This window comes from Pontibacter sp. LHS2 (assembly GCF_058932845.1).
In genome coordinates this window covers 1-24,360 of the sequence record NZ_JBZYWG010000001.1, presented here as the reverse complement: position 1 = coordinate 24,360, position 24,360 = coordinate 1, and the positions used below count along the sequence as shown (strand labels likewise).

Annotated in this window: 16 protein-coding genes; 14 read left to right on the top strand and 2 right to left on the bottom strand. The window is 48.2% G+C overall.

Annotation, left to right across the window (positions count from 1 at the left end; genetic code table 11):
• The first annotated feature begins 17 nt into the window (after positions 1–17).
• From AC5FX6_RS00080 to AC5FX6_RS00060, 5 genes are all read left to right on the top strand, one after another.
• Positions 18–1,202: an acetyl-CoA C-acyltransferase gene (locus tag AC5FX6_RS00080; RefSeq protein WP_493594989.1), complete on the top strand. Its 1,185-nt coding sequence runs from the start codon at positions 18–20 to the stop codon at positions 1,200–1,202.
• A gap of 125 nt (positions 1,203–1,327) precedes the next feature.
• The gene (locus AC5FX6_RS00075) at positions 1,328–1,861 is read left to right on the top strand and encodes a HEAT repeat domain-containing protein (protein WP_493594988.1); all 534 of its coding nucleotides are present in this window, start codon (positions 1,328–1,330) and stop codon (positions 1,859–1,861) included.
• 91 nt (positions 1,862–1,952) lie between these two features.
• Positions 1,953–3,353 (top strand): toxin-antitoxin system YwqK family antitoxin, encoded by a 1,401-nt coding sequence (locus tag AC5FX6_RS00070; RefSeq protein ID WP_493594987.1) that lies wholly within the window; start codon positions 1,953–1,955, stop codon positions 3,351–3,353.
• Positions 3,354–3,449: 96 nt separating this feature from the next.
• Positions 3,450–3,896, top strand: a complete 447-nt coding sequence (locus AC5FX6_RS00065) for a GNAT family N-acetyltransferase (RefSeq protein WP_493594986.1) — start codon at positions 3,450–3,452, stop codon at positions 3,894–3,896.
• Between the two features lie 91 nt (positions 3,897–3,987).
• Positions 3,988–5,655 (top strand): alpha-amylase family protein, encoded by a 1,668-nt coding sequence (locus AC5FX6_RS00060; protein WP_493594985.1) that lies wholly within the window; start codon positions 3,988–3,990, stop codon positions 5,653–5,655.
• A 69-nt stretch (positions 5,656–5,724) separates the two neighbouring features.
• Here the strand turns inward: AC5FX6_RS00060 and AC5FX6_RS00055 are convergent, their stop codons facing one another.
• The gene (locus tag AC5FX6_RS00055; protein WP_493594984.1) at positions 5,725–6,867 is read right to left on the bottom strand and encodes a DEAD/DEAH box helicase; all 1,143 of its coding nucleotides are present in this window, start codon (positions 6,865–6,867) and stop codon (positions 5,725–5,727) included.
• Positions 6,868–6,923: 56 nt separating this feature from the next.
• Positions 6,924–7,670 carry a DUF8692 domain-containing protein gene (locus AC5FX6_RS00050; RefSeq protein ID WP_493594983.1) on the bottom strand — a complete coding sequence of 249 codons (747 nt, stop codon included), beginning with the start codon at positions 7,668–7,670 and terminating at the stop codon, positions 6,924–6,926.
• A 304-nt stretch (positions 7,671–7,974) separates the two neighbouring features.
• On the opposite strand from AC5FX6_RS00050, the gene bioB reads away from it, so the two are divergent.
• The 9 genes from bioB to AC5FX6_RS00005 all read left to right on the top strand — a co-directional run.
• Entirely contained in the window at positions 7,975–8,973 is a 999-nt protein-coding gene (gene bioB, locus AC5FX6_RS00045; RefSeq protein WP_493594982.1) for a biotin synthase BioB, read from the top strand.
• A gap of 260 nt (positions 8,974–9,233) precedes the next feature.
• Positions 9,234–10,367: an aminotransferase class I/II-fold pyridoxal phosphate-dependent enzyme gene (locus AC5FX6_RS00040; protein WP_493594981.1), complete on the top strand. Its 1,134-nt coding sequence runs from the start codon at positions 9,234–9,236 to the stop codon at positions 10,365–10,367.
• On the top strand, positions 10,364–10,978 hold the full coding sequence (bioD, locus tag AC5FX6_RS00035; RefSeq protein ID WP_196115501.1) for a dethiobiotin synthase: 615 nt from the start codon (positions 10,364–10,366) through the stop codon (positions 10,976–10,978). Before AC5FX6_RS00040 ends, bioD begins: the two co-directional genes overlap by 4 nt.
• Before the next feature lie 181 nt (positions 10,979–11,159).
• Positions 11,160–11,729 (top strand): HEAT-like fold family protein, encoded by a 570-nt coding sequence (locus AC5FX6_RS00030; protein ID WP_493594980.1) that lies wholly within the window; start codon positions 11,160–11,162, stop codon positions 11,727–11,729.
• 48 nt (positions 11,730–11,777) lie between these two features.
• Positions 11,778–13,106: an adenosylmethionine--8-amino-7-oxononanoate transaminase gene (gene bioA / locus AC5FX6_RS00025; protein ID WP_493594979.1), complete on the top strand. Its 1,329-nt coding sequence runs from the start codon at positions 11,778–11,780 to the stop codon at positions 13,104–13,106.
• A 545-nt stretch (positions 13,107–13,651) separates the two neighbouring features.
• On the top strand, positions 13,652–18,613 hold the full coding sequence (locus AC5FX6_RS00020) for a T9SS type A sorting domain-containing protein (protein WP_493594978.1): 4,962 nt from the start codon (positions 13,652–13,654) through the stop codon (positions 18,611–18,613).
• A 92-nt stretch (positions 18,614–18,705) separates the two neighbouring features.
• On the top strand, positions 18,706–19,893 hold the full coding sequence (locus AC5FX6_RS00015) for a beta-ketoacyl synthase N-terminal-like domain-containing protein (protein WP_493594977.1): 1,188 nt from the start codon (positions 18,706–18,708) through the stop codon (positions 19,891–19,893).
• Between the two features lie 565 nt (positions 19,894–20,458).
• Positions 20,459–21,631, top strand: a complete 1,173-nt coding sequence (locus tag AC5FX6_RS00010) for a hypothetical protein (protein WP_493594976.1) — start codon at positions 20,459–20,461, stop codon at positions 21,629–21,631.
• 152 nt (positions 21,632–21,783) lie between these two features.
• Positions 21,784–24,360: beta strand repeat-containing protein (locus AC5FX6_RS00005; RefSeq protein ID WP_493594975.1), on the top strand; the 2,577-nt coding region annotated here is incomplete at its 3' end.

Genomic DNA, 24,360 nt, shown 5'->3' with positions numbered 1-24,360 from the left:
CTATTAGACACAATTTTATGCAAACTAAAGAAGTATATATCATTTCGGCTGTACGTACCCCGATCGGAAGCTTTGGCGGCGCGCTAGCCAGCCTTTCTGCCACGGAACTAGGTGCAGCCGCTATTAAAGGCGCACTGGAAAAAGCCGGTGTAGACAAAAGCTTAGTACAGGAAGTGATCATGGGCAACGTGCTTTCTGCTAACGTGGGACAGGCTCCTGCCCGTCAGGCTGCTGTAAAAGCGGGCCTGGGTTATGAAGTAGAGTGTACGACTATTAATAAGGTATGTGCTTCAGGCACGAAGGCGATCATGTATGCGGCACAAGCCATCATGCTGGGTCACAAAGACGTGATCGTGGCAGGTGGAATGGAGAGCATGTCGAATGTGCCTTATTACTTGGATAAAGCCCGTTTCGGTGCGAAATTGGGACATGGTCAGATGATCGACGGTCTTATGAAAGACGGCCTGTGGGATGTTTACAATGACTTCCACATGGGTAACGCCGCTGAAAACACAGCCCGTGAGATGAAGATCACCCGCGAAATGCAGGACGAATACGCGATCAGCTCTTACAAGAAATCTGCCGAAGCCGCTGAGGCTGGCATGATGAAGGACGAAATCGTGCCTGTGGAGATTCCGCAGCGCGGCAAAGACCCAATCGTAGTTTCTGAAGATGAAGAATACAAGAAAGTAAGCTTCGACAAGATCGCTGGCCTGCGCCCTGTGTTTGACAAAGCCGGTACGGTAACGGCTGCTAACGCCTCTACCCTGAATGACGGTGCTGCAGCCTTGTTGCTAATGAGCAAAGAGAAAGCAGAAGAACTGGGTGTGAAGCCAATCGCGAAAATCCGTGGTTTCGCTGACGCGGAGCAGGATCCGATCTGGTTTACAACGACGCCTTCACTGGCTATACCTAAGGCTTTGAAAAACGCTGGTGTATCGCCTGAGGAAGTGGACTTCTACGAGATCAACGAAGCCTTTTCGGTAGTATCGATCGCTAACAACCAAAAACTGGGTCTGGAAGGCGGCAACGTAAACGTATTCGGTGGTGCTGTATCGTTGGGTCACCCACTTGGCGCTTCCGGAGCCCGTATCGTAACGACTCTTTGCAACGTGCTGGATAAAAAAGGCGGCAAGATCGGTGTAACCGGTATTTGCAACGGCGGCGGCGGTGCCTCTGCCCTTGTGATCGAGAAAATGTAATCTCCGCTTTGCGGTATATTTTTTGCAGGAAGCCTTACGTTAATACGTAGGGCTTCTTTTTTATACCTTGGCTGTATATTAAACTGTTTGCCATACTTTTGGTGTTTATCCAATTTGAAGCACATATGTCACTAGAAACCGAACTAGCTAAGTTCTGGGAATGGGCCGGTATGACGCCCGATACTTATAACGAAAACAGAGGTTTAGGAGAGTGGGAAGCCGAGTATCCCGAATGGGACGCACTCTATAAATCAGCCAATGAAGCGCTGGAGGAGCTCAACAGGGAATTTAATCATGATCTGGCGCAGTTACTGGTGTATGCGCTGGCCATTGACAACGAAGCTGGCGAGGTGCTGAAAAGCGTGGAGGAGAAATTGGAGAATAAGCTCCGGTTTGTACGGAAGGGTGTTTTTTCAAACCAGCCACAAGCCAGGTGGCAAATGGCTGAACTGCTTGGAAACGAAGATGTGGAGGGTCGCGAAAAGATGCTACTGCACCTGATCAATAGTGAGGAGGACAAGTATGTGATCAGACGCGCCTTGCTGAGTTTGAGCAAAGTTAATCATGCCAAGGCAGTGGAACTGGCCCGGCAATACGTGAGAGACACCGACCCGTTTATGAAACTAGTGGCAAAAGAGATCACCAAAAAAAAGGTATAAACCAGGTGATCCGGCAAAGAGATCTGCTTTGAATTCTTCACCTGCCTATGCTTATACCTTGTTCAAATTCAATAGACAGAAATTAGTACCTATGTCGAAATTGCTTTCAATCTTGCTTGTTGGTTTATTCACTAGTGCAGCCGCTTATGGACAGGCCCGCAAGGTGGTGACTTACCATGAGGGCTCCGCATACGCCATCAAAGAGGTCTATTACATGACGGCTGACTCAGCTATTGTAGGCTATTACAACCGCTTCTACCCTACCGGTGAGCGGGAGGCTTTTGCCAAATTCGTGGAGGGTAAGAAGGACAGTGTGTTCACAGAGTTCTATCAAAACGGACAGCCCCGCATGCAGGTCACCTATGTGCAGGACCAGAAGCAGGGGCCTTTCAAAGCCTTCCATCCTGACGGTCGTTTGTTGCAAGAAGGCAGTTATGACAAAGACCAGCAGAGCGATGTGTTCAAGACTTTCTATGCTGACGGTAAAGTGCGCAAGGAAACTTCTTTTGTGAATGGTTTCCCCGAAGGGCTGGTGCGGGAATTTTATCCGAATGGCAAACCCAAGTCTGAAATTACTTACAGAAACAGTAAGCAGAACGGTCCGGCTAAAACTTATTATGAGAACGGCAACCTGGAAACCGAGGCGACCTACAGCAATGGCATGTTGGAAGGCTCCTACAAAACCTATTATGACAACGGGCAACTCGAAACGGAAGTGATCAATGTGGCAGGCCAACGCAATGGTTCTTTCAAGAGCTATTACCGCAGTGGCAAGCTGAGCACGGAGGGCAGTTTCATGGCTGGTAAAATGCACGGTCCATCCAAGTCCTATTTCGAAAACGGATCTACGCGTGGCATAGCTACTTACCGCAACGGCAATCTGCATGGTCTATCCCAGGTCTATTATGAGGACGGCACCCTGAAAGAGGAAGGCAACTACAGCAACAACGCGGAAGACAGCAAAATCAGGCTGTACTATCCTTCCGGTACGTTAAAAGAAGAAGGAACTTACAGCAAGAAAGGCGACGACCGCAAAGAGAGTACCTACTATCCATCAGGTAACCTGAAAGCGGAAACGCAGCACAAAGCCAAATTGCGACAAGGCAACTGGAAAACTTATTATGATGCTCCCGGAAAGAAAGTGCACACTGCGGAAACATATAACGCGGACAAGTTAACCGGAGAGCGACTGGTCTATTATGAAAGTGGACAGGTCAAGGAAAAATATAAGTACGACAAAAACAACAGCGGTAAAATCGTGAGCAGTCAGGAGTTCTATGAAAGTGGCAAGCTGAAGTCTGAAACCAGCTACAAAGACGGTTTACGCTTCGGAGCTTACAAGCAGTACTTCGAGGACGGCAAAGTGGAAGTGACCGGCCAACACCGCAACAACAGAGCGACCGGCACCTGGAAGTATCACAACGACGAAGGCAAGGTATACAAGACCCGCCTCTACCGCAACGGTGAAGTTGTAGAGGAGAAGGAGAAGTAGGATTCACGAAGGTATAGCAAAATCCCCCCTTGAGAGAGTGGGGGATTTTTTGTTTATTGTCAAGCTCCTAAACTGCAGCCTATACCTGAAACAACCATGACATTCCGCGAAGCCTCACCCGACGACATCCCGCAACTCCAGATCATCCGCCATTCTGTTAAAGAGAACATTCTCTCCGACCCGACACTGGTAACAAATGAACTCTGTGCGCTATACCTGACGGAGCGCGGCAAAGGCTGGGTATGCGAAACAGATGGGCAAGTGGTGGGCTTTTCGATTGTTGACATGGAGGAGAACAATGTTTGGGCGCTGTTCCTTCTGCCGGAGTACGAAGGGCAAGGTATAGGCAAACAACTGCATCGCATGATGCTGGACTGGTATTTCCTGCAAACCAAAGAAACCATCTGGCTGGGTACAGACCCCGGCACAAGAGCCGAGCAGTTTTACCGTCGCCAGGGTTGGCGCGAAACAGGTATACACGGCAACTCCGAAGTCAAATTTGAAATGCGCTACGACGACTGGTTAAGCCGAAATATGTATTGAGCGGCCCTTCCGTTCACGCCTCCCTCCGACTTTTGCCTACATTCTCCCGTATAGACGAATCAAGTTTTAACCAACAAAAAACCGATTCGCTATGCTGGAAGAGCTCTGGTACAAAAATGCCATCATCTATAGTCTCGATCTTGAAACATTCATGGACCTGAACGGCGACGGCGTGGGCGACTTTGCTGGTCTGGCCCGCCGCCTCGATTACCTCAACGCCATGGGCATTGACTGCGTCTGGCTTGCCCCCTTTCAGCCTTCCCCGAATAAGGACAATGGCTATGACGTCTGTGACTACTACGGCGTAGATCAACGGCATGGCTCCAGCGGCGACTTTGTTGAGTTCATGCACCAGGCCAACAAGCGTGGCATCAAGGTTATCATCGATTTGGTGGTGAACCATACCTCCGACCAGCACCCCTGGTTTCAGGATGCCCGCAGCAGCGAAGACGCTGAGCACCGCGACTGGTATGTCTGGTCCAAGAAGAAGCCTTCTGACTGGGATGAGGGCATGGTGTTTCCGGGTGTGCAAGACTCCACCTGGACCTATGACAAGAAAGCCAAGTCCTGGTATTTCCATCGCTTCTATGAATTCCAGCCTGACCTGAACATGGACAACCCGAAGGTGCGTGAAGAGATACAGCGCATCATGGGTTTCTGGTTGCAATTAGGCGTATGCGGGTTTCGGGTGGATGCCGTTCCTTTCATGATCGAGTCACCTGAGCCAGGGTCGGATAACCATGCACTGAATTTCGATTATTTAAAAGACATGCGTCGCTTCCTGCAGTGGCGACAGGGCGATGCGATCTTGCTCGGTGAAGCCAATGTGTTACCTGAGGAAACCAAAAAATACTTCGGCGACAATGGCGACGGCATTCAGATGATGTTCAACTTTTATGTAAACCAGCATCTGTTTTACGCCCTTGCAACAGGCGAAATAGAACCGCTGATAGATGCCTTGGAAGATACCCGCACCCACATGCCCACCGTGCAATGGGCACACTTCCTGCGCAACCACGATGAACTGGATCTGGGCCGTCTGACAGACGAGCAGCGCGAAAAAGTATTTGCACGCTTTGCTCCGGAAGAAAATATGCAACTCTACGGTCGAGGTATACGCCGACGGCTTTCTACCATGCTGGGGAATCGTCAGCAAAGTGAACTGGCTTATAGTCTGATGTTCTCCCTTCCGGGTACCCCGGTGATCCGCTACGGCGACGAGATAGGGATGGGCGATGACCTGAGCCTGAATGAACGTGATGCCGTGCGCACCCCTATGCAGTGGACGGACGACCATCAGGCGGGGTTTTCTACAGCTGATAAGCTAGTGCATCCTGTGATAGACAAAGGCCCTTATTCCTACCATCATGTGAACGTCGAAAACCAGCGCCGTGAGCCTGAATCGCTTCTTAACTGGATGACGGCCCTAATCCGATTAAGGCAGGAGTGCACGGAGATCGGTTTTGGTGATTGGCAGATTTTGAAAACGAACAAACCAAAAGTGCTTTGCATCCACTACAGCTGGCAAGGTAGTTCGTTGATCATCATGCATAACTTTGACGAGAAAGCACATGAAGTAGTGCTCGATCTTAAAAGGAAAAAGAACGATGAAAAGGAAAAAGAGCACAAGCTAGTCGACCTGATGGTGAACTACGAAAGCAAGGCTGATGACAAGGGCAAGCATTATATCACACTGGACGCCTATGGCTACCGTTGGTTCAGAGCGGGAGATTTGGGTCACTTATTGAAAAAGAAATAACCTGAATACGTTCTAGTGTACGCGTGAAAGGTCCAACAAGCTTGCGACCTTTCACGCGTATTTTACAGATTATTGCCCCTGCAGGTCAATATCGTCGGTAGGTAGAATCTCAACTCTTACTCCCATTTTCTTCTGGATGATCTTGAAGTGGTGAGCGTCTTCCGGCGTGATCAGGGATATAGCTTCTCCGGATGCTTCGGCGCGACCTGTGCGGCCTATTCGGTGCACGTAGTCTTTGGGGGAGCGAGGCAGTTCATAGTTGACCACGTAAGGCAGAAACTTGATGTCTATACCGCGGGAGGCAAGGTCAGTGGCTACCAGCACACGAAGCTTACCGGCTTTGAACTGACGAAGCGCTTCTGTTCTGCCCCCCTGGCTTTTGTCACCGTGAAAAGCAGCAGCTTCTATCCCATGCTTCTTGAGTTTCCCCACCACATTATCGGCCGTGCGAATAGACGAGGCAAACACCAGCACCTGTTGCATGTCGTACTGTCTGATCAAATAACGTAGCAAAGGTCCCTTCTTTTCAGGATCCACCTGGTAAGCCACTTGCTTGATCAGTTCCGGCACTGTAGCTTCCTCCTGTACTGTTACCCGTACAGGGTCAGTTAATAGCTTACTGATCAAATCTTCTACATCCTGACTCAGCGTAGCCGAGAATAACAGGTTCTGCCGACGGGTAGGCATCATGCCTAGCAACTTATTAACTTCCTCCTGAAAACCCAGATTCAGCATTTTATCCGCTTCATCCAGCACCAGCGTTTCCACTTCCGATAGATGCACTGCCTTATGTTCGATCAGGTCAAGGAGACGGCCGGGGGTAGCGACAAGCACATCCGTCCCGCTCATTTTCATCATCTGCGGGTTGATGGAAATGCCCCCATACACTGCCAGTGTTTTTACCGGTCTGTCAAGTTCTTTTCCGAAAGCCCGGAACACCTCTTCGATCTGAACGGCAAGTTCCCTGGTTGGTACCAGCACCAGTGTACGTACATAGCGGTTTCGACCGGCCTGCTTCTTTTGGTATGCCTCCAAAATTGGCAGTGCGAAACTGGCGGTCTTGCCGGAACCCGTCTGGGCTATACCTAACAGGTCCTTCCCTTTCAGGATTGCAGGTATAGCCTGTGTCTGTATAGGATAAGGAGCGGTGTAACCTTGCGCTGTGATGGAACGAAGAAGTGGTGCCGAAAGGCCCAGTGACGAAAATGACATAAATTCAGAAATGAAGCGGCGGGCAACCTACCCGGGCGCCGGCAAAGTTACGAATATTATACGTCTCTGTCTTTGGATACAAAAACCACCTGGGTGCTATACCTGGCCAAGTAGTCGAGTAGGGCGTAAATGAATAGCGCCACACCCGACATCTCCATCAGTTCTTCCAGGCAATAGAGGATGCGGTTGTAGAGGTGATCAAGTCCGTAACGCTTATAGAGATAGCCTTCAAAAAACTCCAGCCCCAGCGCACCGCCCACAAACAGAGCTCCAGCCAGTATAATCAGATTGCGGGTATAGTTCGGCAGGCGGAGCACAAAACCCAAAAAGTAAGCCACTACCGCGAGGGTCAGCACACTGTAGGGTACCACCCATGCCCAATGTAGCAGACCAGACAAATCTGTTACCAGACGTGGACGCACAAAATCCGCCACCCGTTCGTGCAGCTGTACGTTTTCGTCAATAGCCATAAACAGGAAAATGCAGCCCAGGATGAACCAGTGGCGCGTATACCCCTCCTTTTGTGCGTTTTTGAGCTGCCGGTGAAGCAAGAAAAGCAGACCGCTTGCGGTTAACAACATGACCGAAGAGAAAAAAGCAGGGACGTTGCTCTCGCCATTGAAATTAAAGTAATGCACCAAAAGCCTGGTCAACCGGGATTCGTATGCAAAAACACTTTCTAGCAGAATGCCTGCTATATCAGCTACAAGCAGGACAAAGATGACTACAGCGAGCTTGCGAAGTACATTTTCAGGAGAAAGCAAAAAGGGGGTAATGGTAGGAGGAGTAGAGGTTAAATGCATATATCAACAAACCAGAAAATGTGGGTACAAAATACAGATTCAGATATACCGTAAAATCAGGTATTCAGTTACCGCATGCATCATCGACATCCCCAATGCTTATGCTTCCTGCCAAATAAACCCGCAAAGCCATAGCGTCGCAAAGGAGTCAAACTCAGCTTCCCAACAAATTAACAAACCATTTTTTCCACACAAATAGGTCAGTTGCTGAATAAGTTAACAAGTTATCCACCAAAACTACCCCCATCCTTGATTTTTTATTCCTAAATCTTCAAATTACCTTCGTAATCCAAACCCGAGTGAAATGACGCAAGACGGACTAAATACAGAGATTCGAAACAACTGGACGCTAGATGAAATCAAAGCGATTTACTACAAGCCAGTATTAGAGCTAATCGTAGAAGCAGCTAACGTGCATAAACAGCATCAAGCCACTGGTGAAGTGCAGGTATGTACTTTGTTGTCAGTAAAAACCGGCGGTTGCCCTGAAGATTGTTCTTACTGTCCGCAGGCAGCTCGTTTTCATACGGGTGTGGATGTGCACAAACTGTTAAGCCAGGACCAAGTACTCACGGCTGCACAGCGTGCCAAAGACGGTGGTTCTACCCGTTTCTGCATGGGTGCTGCCTGGCGTGAAGTGCGCGACAACCGCGACTTCGACAAAGTGCTTGACATGGTGAAAGGCGTGAACGAGATGGGCCTGGAAGTTTGCTGTACCTTAGGTATGGTAAACGAGTACCAGGCTGAGAAGCTGAAAGAAGCCGGCCTGTACGCCTACAACCACAACCTCGATACATCTGAGGAGAACTACTCCAATATCATCACGACCCGCACCTACGACGACCGTCTCGACACGATTGAGAACGTGCGCAAGGCTGGTATATCGGTTTGCTCGGGTGGCATTATCGGTTTGGGCGAAACAGACGAAGACCGCATCGGCATGCTCCACACCTTGTCTACCCTGGTGCAGCACCCAGAGTCAGTGCCGGTAAATGCATTGGTTCCTGTAAAAGGCACACCACTGGAAAACCAACCTTTGGTTACCGTTTGGGAAATGGTGCGTATGATTGCGACCGCTCGTATCCTGATGCCGAAAACCATGGTACGCCTGTCAGCTGGCCGTGAGCGCATGAGCGTAACCGATCAGGCCCTTTGTTTCCTTGCTGGTGCGAACTCCATCTTCACAGGCGAAAAGCTTCTGACAACGCCAAACCCGGATTTTGACGCCGACAAAGCCATGTTCGACCTCTTGGGTCTGACCCCAAGAAAATCCTTCAAGGAAGAAGCACAGCACGTTTGCTAGCCGTTTGGCTGAAGACTGTTCGGCAAAACCCCTGTAAATAGAGCAATAGCTTTTCTGTGAATGATTATCATCCCCCTGCCCCCTTCAAAGGGGGACACTCAATATGCGTAAATCATTATTAGAGTACGCATTGAGAAAAGTCCCCCTTTGAAGGGGGTAGGGGGATGATTCATCAGGAGATTACATCATTTCAATCTCCAAATAGCAGAGGCATCAAGACATTAACCCTATATTGAAATCAGAAAACTGAGTTCTAATCCATGTCTGATGTCCTGAAAAATAAACTACGGCAGAAGCTGGCGGATAGAGCGGCACAGGATACCCTGCGAACGCTCAAAATCACTGCCGGACTGATTGACTTTTGTTCCAACGATTACCTCGGCCTTGCTCGCAGTGAGAAATTGCGGGCGCTTATCCACAAGGAAGAGGAGCACTATAGACATTTACCATTGGGAGCAACGGGCTCCCGACTGCTATCGGGCAACCATGGCCTCTTCGAAGAGCTGGAAGGTATCATTGCGTCCTACCACAAGGGAGAGGCAGCTTTGCTTTTCAACTCAGGGTATACGGCTAACGTGGGCCTGTTGTCTGCATTGCCGCAGCGTGGCGATACTGTATTTTATGACGAGGCCAGCCATGCCTCCATGAAAGACGGCCTACGGCTGAGCTTTGCCAAAACTTATGCATTTCGCCACAACAACGTGAAGGATTTGCGGCAGAAGCTGAAGCATGCAACCGGTCAGGTATACGTGGTGGTAGAGTCGGTCTACTCTATGGATGGCGACAAAGCTCCGTTAAAAGAACTGGCTCAGGTATGTGAGGAACAAGGAGCCGCCTTGATTGTAGACGAGGCCCATGCCGTAGGTTTGTACGGACCGAACGGCGAAGGATTAACAGTGGCACTTGGACTGCAGGACCAGGTATTTGCGCAAGTGATCACCTACGGCAAAGCCATGGGCAGTCACGGGGCAGCTGTGGTTGGCCCCCAGGTGTTACGCGACTTTTTGATAAATTACAGTAGAGCATTTATATACACGACAGGATTGCCGACGCATGCGCTGGTGACCCTGAAGTGCGCTTATACCCTGTTGCCCGAGCTCAAGCCTGAGCGTGAGCGCGTGCAGCAACTCGCGACCCGACTGTACCAAAAACTGAACAAACTTAGCGGCATACGCTGCACCCCGGAAGACAGTGTAATTCTATCTGTTTTCCCGCAACAGCCCCGGCAGCTCAAGGCGTTGGCGGCTGCACTGCAACAAGCAGGATTTGATGTGCGCCCCGTGATGCCCCCTACTGTTCCCATTGGTACAGAGCGGCTCCGCGTGATCGTGCATGCTTATAATAGTGAAGAAGAAATTGACGGCCTCGTGCAGGCCATAGCGAAAGGTACATGAAAAGATATTTTGTAACAGGCATCGGAACGGACGTTGGCAAAACAGTTGCCGCAGCCATTCTAACCGAAGCCCTGCAAGCTGACTACTGGAAACCCGTACAGGCGGGCGGTCTGGACTTTACCGATACAGATACGGTTAAGAGTCTTATTTCAAATGAAAAATCCGTATTTCATCCCGAAGCCTACCGCCTCAAGATGGCCGCCTCTCCGCACAAAGCGGCAGCCGCTGAAGGTATAGAGATCGACGTGCACGGATTGAAGCTACCCGAAACCCAGAACAACCTGATCGTAGAAGGTGCGGGCGGTTTGATGGTGCCCTTGAACAAGCGCTACCTGGTGCTGGACCTGGTGCAGCAACTGGGATTGGAAGTGATTCTGGTTTCCAGAAACTACCTCGGCAGCATTAACCATACCTTGCTCACAGCAGAAGTGTTGCGTTACCGCAAAGTGCCGGTGGCGGGCATTATTTTCAATGGCGAGGAGAACCAGACATCCGAAGACTTCATTATCAAGTATACAGGTTTGCGCCGACTGCCATCTATCCGCCAGGAAGCCGACTTCTGTCAAGAGGCTGTTGCTGAGTATGCTAAGAGTTTTGTACCATACCTTTAAGCTCACATAACAAAGGATAAACTAAACGATTGACTATCGATTATACTCTACTATACATTAGACGCTATTTCTGATTATAATGCAGGATAGGTCCCAGACAAGGGTTTCTGTCTATCAGGTATAACACGGTTTATAACCCATCTTTTACCTGGTACTTTACCTGAAAATTTAAATCCGGCAGATGGATTCAGTAGCACTGTTACAGGCATTAAGTTATCCACTTGGCAAAGTGCAGGTGCAGGAACTTGCTGCAAAATCAAGTTCAGGTAAATTACTGGTGCATGATTTGCTGGATCTGTGCTTTGTTAAGCATACCTCTCCTGTTGCTTTTCGGGCAGCCTGGGTGTTGGAACATGTGGCCTATACCTTCCCGAAACAGTTCATGCCTTGTTTGCCTGTATTCATCACGCAGCTACCCGAGCAGCAAAACCTGAGTTGCCAGAGGCATTTCACCAAAATACTCATGTGCTGCGCTAACCCTGAGACAAAGCCGATCTACAAAGCTGCCTGGCGTGCTCTACCTGACCGTTCCGTCGTAGTAGAGACAATGTTTGATTGGTTGATCCAGACACGCACCCCCGTTGCCGTAAAAGTCAACTGCCTGGATGTACTGGTATACCTGCAGGATGAGTTTCCGTGGATAAAAGACGAGCTGAAAGACCAAATTGAATTTCTACTAAAAGATGGCTCTCCCGCCATGCTCAGCCGGGGCAAAAGGATACTGAAGCAGTTTTTCAGGCACGATCCGTAGGCATTACCCGCCGTCTTTTATACTTTCGCATCAAAGCCTATATCATCTATGTCTGCTTCCGACAATCTCGCCAGCCGTGACCAGCAAGTTATCTGGCATCCTTATACGCAAATGAAAACCGCTGCACTCCCTATACCGATCGTACGGGGCGAAGGGGCGCTCCTCTATGCGGAGGACGGCAAAAGCTATATAGATGCTGTAGCATCCTGGTGGGTGAACTTGCATGGTCATGCCCACCCTTACATCGCGCAGAAAGTAGCGGAACAACTACAGACACTCGAACATGTGATTTTCGCCGGCTTCACGCACCCTGCCGCTGTTACTTTTGCCGAAAGACTGCTTCAAATACTGCCGCAAGGTCAAAGCCGCATCTTTTACTCTGACAATGGCTCGACGGCGGTGGAAGTCGCTCTCAAAATGGCGATCCAGTATTGGCAGAACAAAGGTATGCCGAAGCGTAAAATCATCGCCTTTCGCGACAGCTACCATGGCGATACCTTCGGCGCCATGGCCGTGAGCGCCCGTAGTGCTTTCACGGCTCCCTTTTGGTCTTATTTGTTTGAAGTTTGCTTCATTGATGTGCCTATACCTGGACAGGAAGAGGAGACAGTAAAGCAATTGGAAGCTTATGCCCACGACGGGAATATAGCCGCTTTCATTTATGAACCATTGGTGCTCGGTACGGCGGGCATGGTCATGTATAGCCCATCCGTTCTTGACCGACTGCTCTCCATCTGCCAGCAACACGAGATCCTGACCATTGCGGATGAAGTGATGACCGGCTTTGGCCGCACCGGCCGAACCTTTGCCAGTGATTACCTGCAGCAGCAGCCCGACATGGTGACTATGTCGAAAGGACTGACAGGAGGCACTATGGCATTAGGCGCCACGTCCTGCAATGAAAAAATCTATGAAGCTTTTTTAAGCGATGACAAGCACAAGACGCTGTTTCATGGGCACAGCTATACGGGTAACCCCGTTGCCTGCGCTTCTGGTCTGGCCAGCATGGACTTGCTGCTGCAGGATGAAACACAACATCATATCGCGCGCATCAGCCAGCGCCACGCAGCTTTTGCCGATCAGTTGAGGGGTAAGACTAAAGTAGCAGAGGCAAGACAGCAAGGCACTATACTAGCTGTAGAGTTTGAGGCCGATGGCACCTCTTACTTCAATAAATTGGGTGATACGCTTTACAGTTTTGCGCTTGAGCAAGGCGTCATTCTACGACCACTTGGCAACATTATTTATGTCATCCCACCTTACTGCATCACCGACGAGCAGTTAGACAAGGTATACCGTACGATACAAGGTATGCGGGAACTCATCACAGGGGACCGCTATTTTGAGCCGCCAGCGCAAACGACACTTCATGATTAGGCTGAAACATTTTTCACTTAAAATCAGAAATGTTATTTAGGCATTTCTATCATCCATTGATTTAACCAGCCTTAAGCTTAATTTATTTTCCTAAATCTGTCTGCCTAAATTTCACTGTTATCAAAAGTTTAATTTAACATTAACTTCTGCTTAGCAGACATCCTTCAATAATCATCCTACCTGGCAATTAATACTATTATCCTATATTGGTTTTCATCATCCTCTATAGAGCTAGTTTAAGTTAATTCCACGCTTTAGACACTTTTTCCCAATATGGGATAGTATTCCAATTCAATTTGAGTTTTCCTTACAGCTTGGCTTTGTCATAGTCACTGTTCAATTATGTAACTAACTGATTATTAATTTATATTTTACCTGTTCAAATAATTTTCTCTTCCATGCAAAATTGCACCTAAAGTGGCACTTTTATTTCATATAGGCGTGCAAATGCAATCTATTCTTTCAGTGTGTCAAATCACCATCAACTAAGAGAGTAGCCAAATGCAATTGCTCAAGATTAAAAGCGAAATAAAACACACTTAGTTATGCAAAAACATTTACCCTTAATGAAGCTGGTTACCATTGTATCAGTGCTTTTCTTACAATTGATTTCTACCCAATCAGTGGCACAGGTATGCGCAGCTCCAGGTAAAGATGGTATTTTAAGCGGTGCTGTTACCGTGGTGAACACCTACTACCCAGCTACTAATTCTGTAAATGCTGGTACAAATAGAAGTATTACATTGGGAGCGTATAATGCTGCCGGAGCAACAGTACCAATTGCAGCGGGTGACCTCGTGATGATCATTCAGATGCAGGGAGCTGAGATTAACTCTGAAAATAACCTGAGTTACGGCGCCAGCAATAGCTCCGGACGAGGATATTTGACCTCTAATTTTACAGCTGGTCAATACGAATATGCAATAGCGACAAACGCTGTTCCGGTTACGGGTGGCACGCTTACAGTTGCAAATCTGATAAACTCTTACACAAACACTGATAATACTGGTGGTACAAGCCAGGGCCAGAAGCGTTTTCAGGTTATTCGTATTCCACAGTATAGTTCAGCTACGCTTGGTACAACACTCACTGGTCCAGCATGGGATGGTCGTACAGGTGGCGTTGTGGCCCTGGATGTTGCTGGCAGCCTTAACTTTAATGGAAGAACGATTGATGTAACCGGGAAAGGCTTTAGAGGAGGCGCCGGCAGAAACCTAACTGGCGGGTCGGGTTCTAATTCAGACATAAGAACGCTGTCTACGAACAATGCCAATGCCCAGAAAGGTGAAGGTATTGCTGGAACACCAGCCTACGTTAACAACAATGGAACATTATTGAACACAGGCTCCGAAGGCTATCCCAATGGCAGCATGGGCAGGGGTGCACCTGGTAATGCAGGTGGTGGTGGCACCGACGGCAATCCGTCTGCCAACGACCAAAACTCAGGCGGCGGTGGCGGTGCCAACGGTGGATTAGGTGGCCGCGGTGGTAACTCGTGGAGCTCTAATTTATCTGTTGGAGGTATAGGCGGCGCTGTTTTCTCAGCAAACTCTGGCTCTCGCTTAGTTATGGGCGGCGGCGGCGGTGCCGGTACAACCAACAACAGTACAGGTAGCCCGGGCAGTGGTTTTGCAAGCAGCGGTGCCGCCGGTGGTGGTATTGTTATGGTACGTGCCGGTTCTGTGTCTGGAACAGGAACAATAAGTGCAAACGGCGCTGCTGCCAACAACACTGTTACAAACGATGGCAGTGGCGGAGGTGGAGCAGGTGGTAGTGTGCTCATCACCACTGCCACAGGTAGTCTAAGCAATGTTACAGTAACTGCAATCGGTGGTAATGGTGGCACAAATACAGGCGGCGGCTCTGCACACGGTCCTGGCGGCGGTGGCGGTGGCGGCGTTATATATACCAACTCAGCACTCAACACTGCAAGCAATGTTGTGGCAGGCACCGCAGGCACCACATTTGGTTCTAGTGCATTTGGAGCTGCAAATGGCAACAATGGTGTGCTGATACAGAATTTAGGTCTTGCCTCTCTAACAAACAGCGCTTCTGGAGCCGCTTGTTTACCTCAGCTAACTGTTACTAAGTCGACTACTACCCCCTTACTGAATCGTACGAGCGGCGCTGCAGCGGTAGGCGTTTATACTATATCTGTTACAAACAGCGGCGGAACAGCACAGGGTGTAACTATTCAGGATGTGTTACCTGCCGGGTTTACTTACAAATCATATATAGGAGCGAGTCTTGGTAATGCAATCACAGACGATGGCGGCAATTCAACAACAGGAGCTGTTAGTCCTTCCGGTAATTTTTCATTGCCTACAGCTGGTCAAACCACCGTTTCATTTGGTTCGCTGAGCATACCTTCAGGAACAACGGTAGCGATTACATTCGAAGTTAACATCCCAGGCACTGTGGTAGAGGGAACATACCAAAACCCGGCGACTGCATCTTATCTGGATCCAACACGCTCAACGGCGACTAGAAAAATTACTCCTCCTACCGGTGCCGCTGTCGGTGTAAACACAACCTACCAGACATCTACAGCTATAATTTCAGGGTCTAACTATGTTTCAAGTTCTACCACCAATGAAGATATAACAGTTAATACCAGACCATTGGCTGTTAACTCATCTACCAGCACAGCGATACCAAGCACCAACGGTCCAACTGCCATAAGCACCTTTTCTGGCACTGACACTTCACCAGGCACAGTAACAGGCTATATTATCAGAACTCTTCCGAATGTAAGTACGCAAGGCACGCTTTATCTTGGCACAACTCCTGTAGCAGCCGGAACGCTTGTACCGGTTTCCCAACTGGGCAATCTTCGTTTTGACCCTGTAGATGCAGCTAGTGGAACTGTTACTTTTGCTTATGCAGCAGTAGACAACCTAGGTGCTGAAAGCGGCAACAATGCTACACATACGCTCACGGTAACGAACAATGTCCGTCCAACGACAAACGATATAACTACTGCCTCTATTCCAAGCACAAATGGCCTTACAGCCATCAGTGCCTTCTCTGGTTCAGACACTAGCCCTGGTTCGGTTACAAAATACATTATCAGAACTCTTCCGAATGCAAGTACGCAAGGCACGCTATACCTTGGCACAACAGTATTGACAGTTGGTAGCGAGGTGCTCGCATCGCAGGTAAGTAATCTGTTTTTTGACCCTGTAGATGGCGCTGTTACCGGGAACATTACCTTTACCTATGCAGCAGTAGACAATCTAGAAGCTGAGGATCTGTCACCAAACACTTACACTATTCCGGTGATTAACAACATCCGCCCTACTACTGATGACAAAACTGTAGTAAATTTACCTAACACACCCGGTTACAAAGTTATACCTCCCTTTACAGGCGCAGACACAGCTCCTGGCTCAGTTACGAAATTCGTAATTACTTCAATCGCCGGAACGGCTGCACAGGGTAGGCTATACCTGGGTACTACACCTCTCTCAGTAGGCAGTGAGGTATTGGCTACTGATGTAAACTCCCTACGCTTCTTGCCAAACGGAGGCACAGGTACTTTTACGTTTACCTACTCAGCCATAGACAACCAGAATGCTGAGGACTTAACTCCGGCCACCTATTCAATTGATTTGGTTTTGCCGGGTAACGTATCACCAGTTGCTCAGAACACAACCCACTCATCTTCTGTTATTTCCAATACCGATGCTCAAAGAGCAATTGATGCGCTAATGGCAACTGATAGCGATGGCAGTATTGCTTCGTTCACTATCAACACACTACCATCTCCCGGACAAGGTACGTTGTTTGTGAATGGAGTTGCAGCAACAGCAGGACAGGTTATCTCAGTAGCACAGGCCTCTCAGTTAACTTTCGATCCTGCAGCGGAATTCTATGGCACCGCTTCCTTTACCTTTACAGCTACAGACAACCAGGGAGCCATCAGCAGCAATACAGCAGTTTACTCTATCCCGGTCAATGCGGCTCCTGTTGCAAACAATGTTTCATCTGGCAACCTGGCAAGAAGCAACAGCAGAGTAGAAATACCTGCTCTGGATGCCTTCGATTCAGACGGAAACGTGGTAAGCTATACTATTCTGTCAATTCCTACACGCGGCGCATTATACACATCCGAAACTGGTGGTACGGCCTTGGCAATAGGTCAAACAATATCGACGAATAGGCTATATTATATTACAGACAATGCCAATAATACCTTTACACGTGAATTTACTTACCGTGCAACGGACAATGCAGGAGCCGTATCAAACATTGCTACATACTATCTTTTTGTAACTATCACACCGCCACCTTTTGCAGTAAACATAATTGAAAACCCGATGTTGAACTCAGTTGGCACTGTGACTATAACATCGTTGGGGGCAACAACGGATGATGTACTTAACTTCGGAATTTTAGCTACCTCGCTTCCGACCTCCACACAGGGCATACTATACACTGGTACAACACCTGTTACTTCCTTACCACTTGTGAATGGCTATAGAATCCTGACGCCAGAACAGGCGGCTAACCTTTTCTTCCAGCCAAATACGAACTTCACCGGAACAATTGAGTTCAGTTACCGCGTGAGTAGTACAAACAACGTGCTTTCTCCAGATGCAAGCTACACGATACCTGTTACTACAAGACCTGTGGCAGAAGCGGTCGTGTTTGAGTTTGATGCTGATATACCAGATGCCGTTCGACTGGACCCTCTCAAAGGATCGGACGACCGCAGTGTGGAAGCATTTATGATTAAGTCACTTCCGGCTGAGAATATGGGTATTGTACGACTCAATGGCACTCCAGTGCTTGCAAACCAGATCATCAGTATTGGTGATGCTGCACTACTCACTTTCACACAAGGAACCGCCTACGTGAGTCCGACCACCTTTACATATTCTGCTATCGACAACATGGGTTTTGAGTCTGAGTCTGCTGCCACTTATACAATTCGTACAATTCCTGTGATCCCACTTCCTGTAGAACTTGTTTCGTTTAAAGCTACAGCGCAGCAGAATCAAGTAATACTTAACTGGAGCACTGCTTCGGAGCGTGATAATGACCGTTTTGAACTCGAGCGCAGCCAGGACGGCCGTAACTTTACCAAAATCGGTACTGTGAAGGGTAAAGGTACCAGCAGCTTGACAAATCACTATACCTTCAAAGATATAAACCCTGGCACGGGTAACAACTATTACCGCCTGCGCCAGGTAGACTTCGACGGTACGTTTGAGTATAGTAAGACAGTAGCCGCTAACATCAAAGCGGTCACTGCTTCAGTAAAAGCGTACCCAAACCCATTCACTGACAACGTTCGTGTGGAGTTGGCAACAGAATCGACAGGAGTGGTTCAGGTAACCGTATTGGATGCTCAAGGTCGTGTAATCATCGATCAAAGGCTTGTGATTGAGGGAAGATTCACGGAGCTCGAGCTACCGACCCAGAATCTAGCCACAGGCATCTACTTCCTGAAAATAAAAGGGACTGACATTGACACTACTTCCAAGCTGGTTAAACAAAGGTAATTAGTCAGAGCAGGTGAATATTGATCGGGGTGACAAGCCATGTGCTTGTCACCCCGATCTTTGTTTATACCTTTGCATCCGCATTGGAAAGCGTGAAAGAACATATCGTGATCAGGGGCTGTGGTGTTATTTCACCGCTAGGGTTCGATGCATCTTCCACTACAAAGGCTTATCTGGAAAGCAAACCCGCCTTCAAGTACATACAGCATGGTGGCAGTTCTACGCCTGTTGCTTCGCTATCAGCAGAGGCGGAGGCGCAGTTGCAGGCGCTGATTGACACGAATGCAAATTACCGACAATTGGACCGATCTGTGCTGCTGGCCATCTATGCTGCCAAGCAGGCAGTAACGCAGGCAGGCTGGTTTGATACTGAGCTGCAGGAAAATCTGGCTGTGAACATAGGCTCCTCCAGAGGCGCTACAGGCTTGTTTGAGCACCATTACGATGCTTTTCAGCAAGGGCAGCTTTCTGCTTCTTCCTCTCCCACCACCACCCTTGGAAATCTTTCTAGTTGGGTAGCCCATGCCGTTAATGCCGGAGGAGCTCAGATCAGCCACTCCATCACCTGCAGCACTGCTCTCATGGCTGTTGCAAACGGAGTAGCCTGGCTCAGAGCAGGTATGGCATATCGTTTTCTGGCTGGCGGAACAGAGGCTCCACTTACTGATTTCACAATCGCTCAGATGAAGGCAATAGGCATCTACTCCAAGCTACAGGATGCCTCATTCCCTTGTCAACCTTATGGTGTTTCCGGCCAAAACACTTTTGTGCTGGGTGAAGGCGCCGCTGTGTTGGCACTCGAGAAAACTTTGATTTCTCAGCTTCAAAAAGGTGATGTGATCATTGAAGCTGTAGGCTTTGGTTTTGAGCAGATCAAAAGCAAAACTGGTATTACAACGAAAGGACTAAACTTTCAGCAGTCCATGCGACACGCTTTAGCGCAGCTTCCAAAGCACATGCAGTCCGTTGATGTGATGATTACCCATTCTCCTGGTACAAGAGCCGGCGATCAAGCTGAACTGAATGCGATCAAGGCCGTGTTCAAAGAAAATCTACCTTGCATCACCACTAATAAGCACATGCTTGGTCATACACTAGGTGCTTCAGGTGCACTCAGCTTACAGTATGCTTTATACCTGTTTGCACATCAACAAATTTCTTTACCAGGCTATACTTCGCAACTACCTGGCTTATCTCCTGCTGATGCAAATCGAATTATGATCAATGCTGCTGGTTTTGGCGGAAATGCTGCAAGTATTATTTTAAGTGTAATAGGTTAGCTACGGCTAACAACATGTCTGATTTGACCTCAATTATCTCTTCTTTCTTTAAAGACACATTTTAAATTTGAGGTAGCTTTTGTCACCTTCGGTCCTATACCTCTACATTAAAAAATCTAGTGAAAAGACATGTGTTCTAAAATAATCATTCGCTAAAAATTCCCCCTCCACATCCTATTATCAATATAGGAATCGCATAATGGCCATGTTTTATCAGGTATAAAGAAACAAAGAAAGTAAGTACCCAAGCGACCATTTCTAAAATGCTTCTACTATGCTTTTCCAAACAAACTCTCATCCGACAGATTTATAATAAGAGTTGCCAGGTTTAACACACTCATATATTCAGCCATATTGACTCAGTCAATTCTTAACAATTTGTATACAATTTAATGTAAACAAAAATCCTTCTTAGATAGTACTTAAATGAGCCTCTACACGTAGCTAAACCAATAAAGGCCCGTATATCATACCTTCATTTAAAATCAACAATTTATATATAGTCCAATTTAAACTCTGATTGCATATCCATTGTAGTGCAAAATGCGCAATTATATTCAACTTTATGAAGACAAACTTATACTACAGTCAATACATTACAGCTTTTCTAGTTATTCTTTTCTTCTCGGTCAGTTTTTTTGAAGTAGCAGCTCAAACCCCAGGACTTATTTACAAACCCGCCGTTGGCAGCGGCAGAGCTGTGTTGGATCCGAACCTAGACGGCTATGCTTCAGTGCCTCGAACCCCTCCTGGCTTTGCTACTGTAAGGGACGAAGGCCCCAATTTTAGTGAGATTCCTTACCGGCCTTTCCCTGCTTTGGTAAACGAACCTACTGGTGACCTGACAACCGGATCGACTGGGGGACATACGGATTTGGTTTCAGCAGCTGATATAGGCTCTACTGGTTCCCCCATAGCAGCGTACTTCAATGGCACACACCTTATGTTCCGCATAAGACTAGGGGGAGCTTCCACAGCTTCTAAAGGATACAGCGTTCTGATTGACACAAATCAAAGATTCGGAGACTTGGTGGCAGGTGGCAATCCCTCTACCACACCTAATCCAGGATTTGAGTTTGAAGTCGTAATGGCATCAAACTTCGATGTAAGTATATATGACCACAGAGGCAACCCATCGGGTGGTGCTAAAATCTGGTCAGGGTCGGTTGATCAGTTTTCGCAGAGAGCTGTGGCGGCATCTACGTACAGCAACAACACGGACTATTTTTACGATTTCTTTGTTCCTTTATCCGCCTTCCCAACCACCGGACCAGACTTGCTTACGGCAAGTACCCCTTTGCGTATGTCAGGTATAACCGTGACGAGTGCACAGAGTGGCATCACTGGTTCCGTGTCTGATGTAGGCGGAGTAAATTTTGCATCTTACGACTTCAGCAAGCAGCGTGCCTGGAATGCTTTAATTAATACATTCCCTGCCACCAGCCTTAATCAATTGCAAGCGGGAGAGTTTCCTAAAATAGCGGCGACTCCCCCTGTGATTAATTCTCTCATTCAAGCAAATAGCACTTCTATTTCAGGAACCTCTGTAGAAGCAGCGGGCTCAACCATTACTGTTTTCAGGAGCGGCGTATCCATTGGTACCACTACCGTTAACGCAAACGGCACATGGACTTTAACAGGTATAGCAAGACTGTCCTTCAACCAGGAAATATCATCACAGCCACCGTTACCCCTACTAATAAAACCGTCTCTGCCTTGTCAGCACCAGTTACCGTAGTTACAGGGTTGTGTACCTCTACTCCTGCACCAATAATTACAGGTCTTGGAGGTAGTGGGCAGAATAGAAGCTTCACAGGAACCACTGCATTGACCGGCACTCAAAGAATCCGGGTATATGCAACCAGTGCTCCTACGACTGTAGTAATTTCTTTGGACTTTACTGCAGCAACAGCAGGAGCGACTTGGACAACTGCTACTGTAACAAATCTAGGAGACAATAGCTTCTTTGCCACCACCACCCCACTGAGCGGCTCAACATTAACAGGATGCGAATCGCTGCGTTCAAATCAGATTTGCTATAGAAATGGACAACCAAGTGTCAATAATCAGATTGTACAGATAACGAACGTAGTGTATGATGGAACTACACAAAGCAGCACTACTTCTACTAGCTGGAACGAGATCCCAACCAATGTTACCCGCATTTCGGGAACGCTAGCTTTGGGAGGCACTTCTTTGCAGGGGGACTTTGTTGTGTTCAGGAACGGATCACCCACCAATGTTTCAGTCCCATTTACGACAGCTACTACGACCTGGGCCATCGACATACCTGCAAGTTTGACAGCGATTCTAGTACCGGGAGATATTCTTAATGTCAGGACGAGTGTGACGCTAACTGGCGGTGGTCAAACTACATGCCCTAACTCTTATTCAAGCGCCTCTAATTTATTGACAGTCCAAGCGACTACGGCAGCACCGACCATCAACGCCCCTGCATGTGGACGTATCACATCTTTAACCGGCACTTCTACAGAACCAGCAGGCACAGTACTGCAGTTTTATACAGGGGGCACGGCAGGTACTAGAAGCGGAACATTGATTACACAAAGCGGCAATACTACCCCGATCACGGCAACTGTTACGGCACAGGGCACTTGGGTGGCTAATTTCACTAGTGTGGCAGGCGGTGGCATATCTGCTGGCACAGCAGTAACTGCTCGTGCCAAGGCTCCTGGAAAGGTGCGGAGCGTCAACTCAGTTCCGGTGAGTGGTCCTTTGCCACTGGCTATACCGCAAGGTGCCACGTTTTCCATAAATCCTGTAATAGCTCCCGCTTCAACCACAGATTTGGTAAACATTTCAGGTACAGGCCCTGCCAGCACTAGCACGACTACTTACCAGGTTTCACTCGATGTTGATGGTACTATATACCCACCAGTTGCTACTTCTTCGACGGGCACCTGGCTACTGAACGGCTTAAGCGGACTCGAGATATTTCCTGGAGCAATAATTACTGCTACTTTCAGCAATGGGTCTTCCAACTGCCCAAGCGCTCCTATCACGACCACAGTACAATGTCGTGCGCTGACCTCAACTTTCACCACCACTGTGAACCCTACCTCAATTTGTTACAATGGCACTGTCAGCGTTACGTTAGGAGGTTCTGAGGCAGGCGTATCTTATGCTATCACAAACGGCGGAGTACCCACCGGCGCATCCGTATTAGGAACAGGTGGGTCAATCACACTCACCTCAGGGCAGCTCACCAACTCCACTACTACTCTTTCAGTTAGAGCCGTAATACCAGGCAGCACCTGTCCTCCTACTACAGGTATAGGAGGCAACAAAACAGTGACTGTGACAGCCCCTCCGACGCAGCCAACTGGTCTGGTGCTCTCTAATGCGACAGGTTGTTCTTCTGTTACGACGAACGTAACGCTTACAGGACCTTCTACCAACTTCACTTACCAGCTAATCAATCTAAATACCCGTGCTACAATTGGCCCAGCAGTAACAGCTCAATCTACAGCCAATATAACCTTAGTGTCAAATCAAACATTTTATGCCACGACAAACTTAGGTGTATTGATTACTCCCACAGGCACTACGATATGCACTTCGCAAAGTGACAGAACAGCAACGGTTACTGTAAATCAGGGGCCACGACTGCAGCAAGCTGTCAGCATAGATAAGCCCTCACCATGCTCTGGGGAGCAGGTCACTATTAGCGTTGCTACGGAGTTCAACAGCGCTTACACCTATACTATTCGTGACAATACGGGAACTGCCATAGGATCCAGCTTCACAGGAACAGGAGCAGTAGTTTCAAGAACAACCTCTTACACCGGAGGCATCACCAGTACCAGAAGCTTTTATGTGGAGGTATTAGGCGGTTGCGCCACCACCCCTGTCAGATTAATCACAGAGGTGTCAGCGACACCTTCCTCAACCCCAGTACAGTCTAATGCAGGCACAAGCCGAACAGCGTGCGGCACAGTAACCTTAGCAGCCAATAACGCTTCCCCTGGTATTGGAACCTGGACTAAAACAGGAGGTCCAGAAGGAGGTACGATCACTGAACCCAATAACCCTCGCACTACTGTGACTGGCCTACCATCTGGCATACATACCTTCACCTGGACAATTAGGACCAGCTGTGGTCAAACAAGTCAGGTTACTTCAGCTAGTACAGTTGAAATAACCATCAACTGTCCCGCTCAATATATCATAAATCCACCCAAGTTTGTCAATGACTACCGGAGCGGTGATGTATTAGCAACAGCAAGCGACAGTGATGGCGGAGTAATAAACGCTTCGTTGATAGGAGGCTCTTTACCAATCTGGGCGGAATTGTTGACCAACGGCAATATCAGAGTAAGGCAAAACCAACAGCCAGAGTCAGGAGTTTTTAGTTTTTCAATTAGAACCACGGATCAATTTGGCTTCACAACAGACTCACCGATCACATTAAGAGTTTATGGACAATCACCAACTATTGTCCCACTC